This window comes from Bradyrhizobium sp. 23 (assembly GCF_023073295.1).
Classification (GTDB): domain Bacteria; phylum Pseudomonadota; class Alphaproteobacteria; order Rhizobiales; family Xanthobacteraceae; genus Bradyrhizobium; species Bradyrhizobium canariense_D.
The window spans coordinates 10172-15699 of record NZ_JADPJF010000014.1 but is presented as its reverse complement, the minus strand read 5'-3'; the positions used below and the strand labels follow the sequence as shown (position 1 = coordinate 15699).

Below are 5528 nucleotides of genomic sequence, written 5' to 3'. Positions count from 1 at the left end.
CTTCCGAGGCCGCCAGCGTCTGCTCGGCGCTCTCGACCGTCGCGGTCAGCTCGTCGAGATCGCCGAAGCCGCCGGTCTCCTCGGTGAGCTTCTGCTCTTCCGCCGCGACGTTCGAAATCTCCTGGTCGAGCCGGGCGAGCTTGTCGCGGTGGGTGCGAACGTTGGCTTCGAGTTGGTTGCGCTTGGCGGTGAGGTCTGCGAGCGCGGTGGTGAGCTCGGTGAACTGCTGCTCGGTTTCGGTCAGCACCGCCTCGGCTTCGGCGACACGCTCGTCGACGCCGGAGCGCTTCTCAACGCGCGACTTGATCTCTTCCTTCAGCTCGGCATCTTCGGCGTCGAGGCGCTGCAGCGCGATATCGGCGTCCATGGTCTGCTGCTGGGCGCGCGAGATGTCGCCTTCGAACTGCGCGAGGCGCCGCTCGAGTTCCGCGACGCGCTCCTTGGCGCGCTCTTCCTCGCGATCGAGCAGCTCGCGGGCGTTGGTCAGGCGCTGCAGCCCCGCTGCGGCGCGCGCTTCGGCATCGCGCAGCGCCGGCATTTCGGCGGCGCGAATCGCCTGGATGCGAGCGGCCTCGGCCTGGTGCTGGGTCCGCTCGGCCATCTCGCGAACCGCGAGATCGTGGGTCTGGCCGGATTCGTTGACGTCGGCATGGGCGCCGATCCAGCGCAGATGGAACAGGGTTGCCTCGGCCTTGCGGACCTTGGCCGCAACTTCGCGATAGCGCACGGCCTGGCGGGCCTGCTTCTTGAGGCCTTCCATTTGCCCCGCGAGCTGGCCGATCACGTCCTCGACGCGGGTGAGGTTTGTTTCAGCCGCTTGGAGCCGCAGCTCGGCTTCGTGGCGGCGGGCGTGCAGGCCGGCGACGCCGGCGGCGTCTTCCAGCACGCGGCGGCGCTGCTCGGGCTTGGCCTGAATGATCTCGCCGATCTTGCCCTGGTGGACCAGGGCCGGCGAGCGCGCGCCGGTGGCGGCGTCGGCGAACAGAATCTGCACGTCGCGGGCGCGCACGTCGCGGCCGTTGATGCGGTAGACCGAACCGGCTTCGCGCTCGATGCGGCGGGAAATTTCCAGAAGCTGGCTGTCGTTCATCGCCGCCGGCGCTGTGCGATCGGAATTGTCGATCGTCATCGTCACTTCGGCGTGGTTGCGCGCGGGGCGATTGCCGGAGCCGGCGAAGATCACCGCGTCCATGTCGGCGGCGCGCAGCGACTTGTAGGAGGTCTCGCCCATCGCCCAGCGCAGCGCCTCGACGAGATTCGACTTGCCGCAGCCGTTGGGGCCGACCACGCCTGTCAGGCCGGGCTCGATGACAAAGTCGGTGGCCTCAACGAAGGACTTGAAGCCGTGAAGGCGCAGGCGGGTGATTTTCATAAGCACGCATCTCTGTTGGCAGGCGCGAATCCCCCTGCCGGGACAATACCATGGAAGGCAATGTCGGTATCCGGGCGAGTCGCGCGAGGCGCCTCATGCGGCTGGACAATGGCCGCGGTGGGCTGCGAGGGCAACCGGCGAAAGCCGCTTTTCCCAAGGGATTTGTGCCGGGAAAGATACGGCTATCGAGATGCGAATCAGGATTGTGCCGTGCGAATCAGCTCTTGAGCAGCGGATTGATCTTCTTGGCGAATTCCTCGAACGAGGTCTCGCCCTTGATCTTCTCGCCGTTGACGAAGAACGTCGGCGTCGAATCGACCTTCAGAACGTCGCTGGCATACTTCTGGTCGGCGGCGATCTTGTCGAGCAGCGCCTGGTCCTTCAGGCAGGCCTCGACCTGCTGCTGGGTGAGACCGGCCTGCTTGCCGATCCGCGTCAGGGTCTCCGTGGTGTTCTTCACGACCCAATCGTTCTGCTGGCGGAACAGCATGTCGGTGACGGCAAAGTATTTCGGCGCGTCGCCATTGGCGATGCAGCGCGACAGCATCGAGCCGGCGGCGGCTTTGATGTCGAGCGGGAACTCGCGGAAGACGTAACGCACCTTGCCGGTGTCGATGTATTCCGACTTGATCTTGGGAAACACTTGCTCGTTGAAGGCCGCGCAATGCGGGCAGGTCATCGAGGCGTATTCGGTGATGGTGACGGCGGCGTCCTTCGGGCCGAGCGCCATGTCGGGCAGCGACACCGGCTTGGCCACGTCGCCAGCCGCCGGCTGCGCCATGGCTTCAGGGATCATGGCATCGGAGATGAACCGCAGCGGCGAGAACCCGGCGAGCGCGGCAAGCCCGGTCAGCGACAGCATCGAGGTGAAGGCGCGGCGGGTGATGATCAAGGTCGGCTCCCGGATTGGCGTGGTCTCGCCCGAAATTCCCGTTCAGGCGGCCTGTCGCTAGCTTGAAACGTCGTTTGAGGCAATGGCGAGCGGCCAGGACAGGTCCAGTTTGGCCGCAGAATAAGGCTCAATTTCGCTTGATGGCGGCCCCGAGGCGCGCCAGCGCCGACTTCAATTGTTCATCTTCGATGTCGCCCAGGCGCTCAGCCACTTCGGCCACCGATTTGGCGTCCGGCGGGCCGGGCCGGGTCGGCCGGCGGGCGCGCGATAGCGGAGCCTGGCGGAAGGCCAGCTTGCCGACCGCGCTCCAGCCGAAGAAGCGATTGACCCGCTGCAGGATCACATCGGCGGAGTGCTGGATCTCGAGCGCCATCGGCCCCTCGACCCGCAGCACCAGCGTCGCCGGCTCCTGCGGCTGGCCCTCGACCGGCCGCGGCCATTGCATCTTCAGTGGCTCGGCGTGGGCCGCGATCTCCGGTCCGGCAATCTGCGCCCACCGCGTCACCAGCTCGCGCGCGGCAAATCCCTGCTTGGCATAGGCCTCGGCGAAGACGTCGTTGAGCAGGAGCGACAGCGGCTTGGCGCTGAGGGGACCGGGTTTGATGGGGCGAAGCTTGGACATGGGACCTTATAGCACTCCGGGGCGTCGGCCGCAGGCTCTTCACCGCGAAGAAAAACGTGGATGCCCGCGACAAGCGTGGGCACGACGTGGAGAGATCGACGCATTGCCGTTACAGTGCGGACATGAGCCCCAAATCCGCCCTCAAGGCGAAATCGGAACCAGTTCCGCCGGAGACCCCATCGCGTCCGCTCGCGCTGCTCCAATGGTATGACCGCCACCGCCGCCGATTACCCTGGCGGGCTCCGCCCGGCGAAGCATCCGACCCTTACCGCGTCTGGCTGTCCGAGATCATGCTGCAGCAGACCACAGTGAAGGCGGTCGGGGCCTATTTCGAAAAATTCGTCTCGCGCTGGCCTGATGTCACCGCGCTCGGACGGGCCTCGCAGGAGGACGTGCTGCGGATGTGGGCCGGGCTGGGCTATTATTCTCGCGCCCGTAATCTCCATGCCTGCGCGGTCGCGGTGACGCGCGAGCATGGCGGCACCTTTCCCGACACCGAAGTGCGTCTGCGCGCGCTGCCGGGCGTCGGGCCCTATACGGCGGCAGCGATCGCGGCGATAGCGTTCGATCGACGCACCATGCCGGTCGACGGCAATATCGAGCGCGTGGTCTCGCGGCTCTTTGCAGTTGAGGAAGAGCTCCCGCAGGCCAAGCCGCTGATTCAGGAGTTGGCTGCGACGCTGCTTGCCGATTCTCGCGCCGGTGATAGCGCGCAGGCGCTGATGGATCTGGGCGCCTCGATCTGCACGCCGAAAAAGCCGGCCTGCTCGCTATGCCCGCTGAACGAGGGCTGCACGGCGCGCGCGCTGGGAACGCAGGACACGTTTCCGCGCAAGGCCGCGAAGAAGAGCGGCGCGCTACGGCGCGGCGCCGCTTTCGTTGTCACGCGCGGCGACGAGCTTCTCGTCCGCACCCGTCCCGAAAAGGGGTTGCTCGGCGGCATGACCGAAGTACCGGGGTCGGACTGGCTGGCCGGGCAGGACGACGCCAAGGCAAAACGGCAGGCGCCCGAGTTGAAGGGGCTGTCGCGCTGGCAGCGCAAGGTCGGCGTGGTCACCCACGTCTTCACGCATTTTCCGCTGGAACTGGTGGTCTACACGGCGAGGGTGGAAGCGCGGACGCGGGCACCCGCCAGCATGCGCTGGGTGCCGATCGCCACGCTCGCCGATGAAGCATTGCCCAACGTCATGCGTAAGGTGATTGCGCATGGATTGGACCCTAGCAGCCCATCCTGCTGACAAAATGCTGGCAGCAGGCCTGCGTTAGCTGTGGTAGGCAACGGAGGCTCGCATGATCAACACCGCGCTCGACAACTTTCCCAGGCCGCCCTGTGCCGAGCTATTGGGGTGGCGCCTGCTCGATGCCCGACCCAGGGAAGGCTGGATCAAGCTCGCCTTCGACGGCAAGCCGGAGTTCTGCAATCCGGCCGGCTTCATCCAGGGCGGCATGCTCTCGGCCATGCTCGACGACACGATGGGCCCCGCCGTGCTGGTGATGAGCGAGGGCAGGCTCTACACCACCACCATCAGCATGACCGTGAATTTCCTGGCGCCCGCAAAGCCCGGACCGATCATCGGCGAGGCCAAGGTGACGCAGCTCGGCAAGACGATTGCGTTCGTCGAGGCAAAGCTGATGGCAGAGGACGGAACGCTGCTGGCGACGGCGACGGCGAGCGAGCGGCTGCTGGAGGCGGCGAGGGTGGTGGGCAAATAGCTGCCGGGCAGTCTTTTTTCCTTCTCCCCTTGCGGGAGAAGGTGGCGCGAAGCGCCGGATGAGGGGTTTGTCTCGGCGAGTTCAAATGAGAGTTAGACTCGCGGAGACAGACCCCTCACCCGAGTGAGCTTGCGTCTAGCGGCGTCGCTGCCCTCTCCCGCAAGGGGCGAGGGCGCATCAACGTGCGTCTCGCTTCGTGCGAATACTCATTTCGTCGCGCGCGCGTCCTTGCTCACGATCGGCGGCTTCGCATTCAGCGCTTCCACCTGGAAGCCGGCGACGCGCTTGTAATTGGCGGCAACATCCTCGAGCTCCTGTTGCGACAGCACGTCAGTGACGACCTTGTAGCCGTCGGGCGCGCGCTCCTCGACCAGCTGCATCACCTGCTCGGGGCCGTTCTTGCGGTTGAGCAGGACGAGACTGGTGGTTGCAGGCCGCCGCTCGGCCTCATAGGCGAGCAGGGCCGCTTGCGTCGGGCCGTGCGCCAGGATCTCGCGCGTGATGGTGCGCGCATCGAGGATCGCCTGCGAGGCGCCGTTGGATCCGATCGGATACATTGGATGTGCGGCGTCGCCCATCAGCGTGACGCGGCCGAAAGTCCATTGCGATACCGGATCGCGGTCGACCAGCGGATATTCATAGGCGTGCGGGCAGTTCTTGATCAGGCCGGGCACGTCGAGCCAGTCGAACTGCCAGCTCTCGAACCAGGGTAAGAACTCCTCCAGCCGCGCGGTGCGGTTATAGTCCTCGCGCCGCCATTGATAGGTCGGCGGCATGTGGCGCTCGGCAACCCAGTTGATCAGATGGTTGCCCGCGGCGTCCGGTTCCTTCGAGATCGGATAGCAGACGAATTTCAGGATCTCGTGACCGGCCATGATCATGGTGCGGCCGCTGAGGAAGGCTTTTGCGGGCGTGACGCCGCGCCACAG

Annotated in this window: 6 protein-coding genes; 2 read left to right on the top strand and 4 right to left on the bottom strand. The window is 66.0% G+C overall.

The features are described 5' to 3' along the window. From IVB32_RS02200 to IVB32_RS02190, 3 genes are all read right to left on the bottom strand, one after another. The coding region (locus IVB32_RS02200; protein ID WP_247409673.1) for an AAA family ATPase at positions 1 to 1372 on the bottom strand (1372 nt) is incomplete at its 3' end. Between the two features lie 217 nt (positions 1373 to 1589). Further along, positions 1590 to 2264 (bottom strand): DsbA family protein, encoded by a 675-nt coding sequence (locus IVB32_RS02195; RefSeq protein WP_027516417.1) that lies wholly within the window; start codon positions 2262 to 2264, stop codon positions 1590 to 1592. A gap of 127 nt (positions 2265 to 2391) precedes the next feature. Then, entirely contained in the window at positions 2392 to 2886 is a 495-nt protein-coding gene (locus IVB32_RS02190) for a DciA family protein (protein ID WP_085352633.1), read from the bottom strand. Between the two features lie 122 nt (positions 2887 to 3008). Between IVB32_RS02190 and mutY the strand changes: the two genes are divergently transcribed. Both mutY and IVB32_RS02180 read left to right on the top strand, forming a co-directional pair. Beyond that, a complete protein-coding gene (gene mutY / locus IVB32_RS02185) occupies positions 3009 to 4124 on the top strand; it encodes an A/G-specific adenine glycosylase (RefSeq protein WP_247409671.1) in 1116 nt (371 codons plus the stop codon). 52 nt (positions 4125 to 4176) lie between these two features. Continuing rightward, positions 4177 to 4599 carry a PaaI family thioesterase gene (locus IVB32_RS02180; RefSeq protein ID WP_247372684.1) on the top strand — a complete coding sequence of 141 codons (423 nt, stop codon included), beginning with the start codon at positions 4177 to 4179 and terminating at the stop codon, positions 4597 to 4599. Positions 4600 to 4805: 206 nt separating this feature from the next. Here IVB32_RS02180 and IVB32_RS02175 read toward each other — a convergent pair. Then, positions 4806 to 5528: FAD-dependent monooxygenase (locus IVB32_RS02175; protein WP_247409668.1), on the bottom strand; the 723-nt coding region annotated here is incomplete at its 5' end.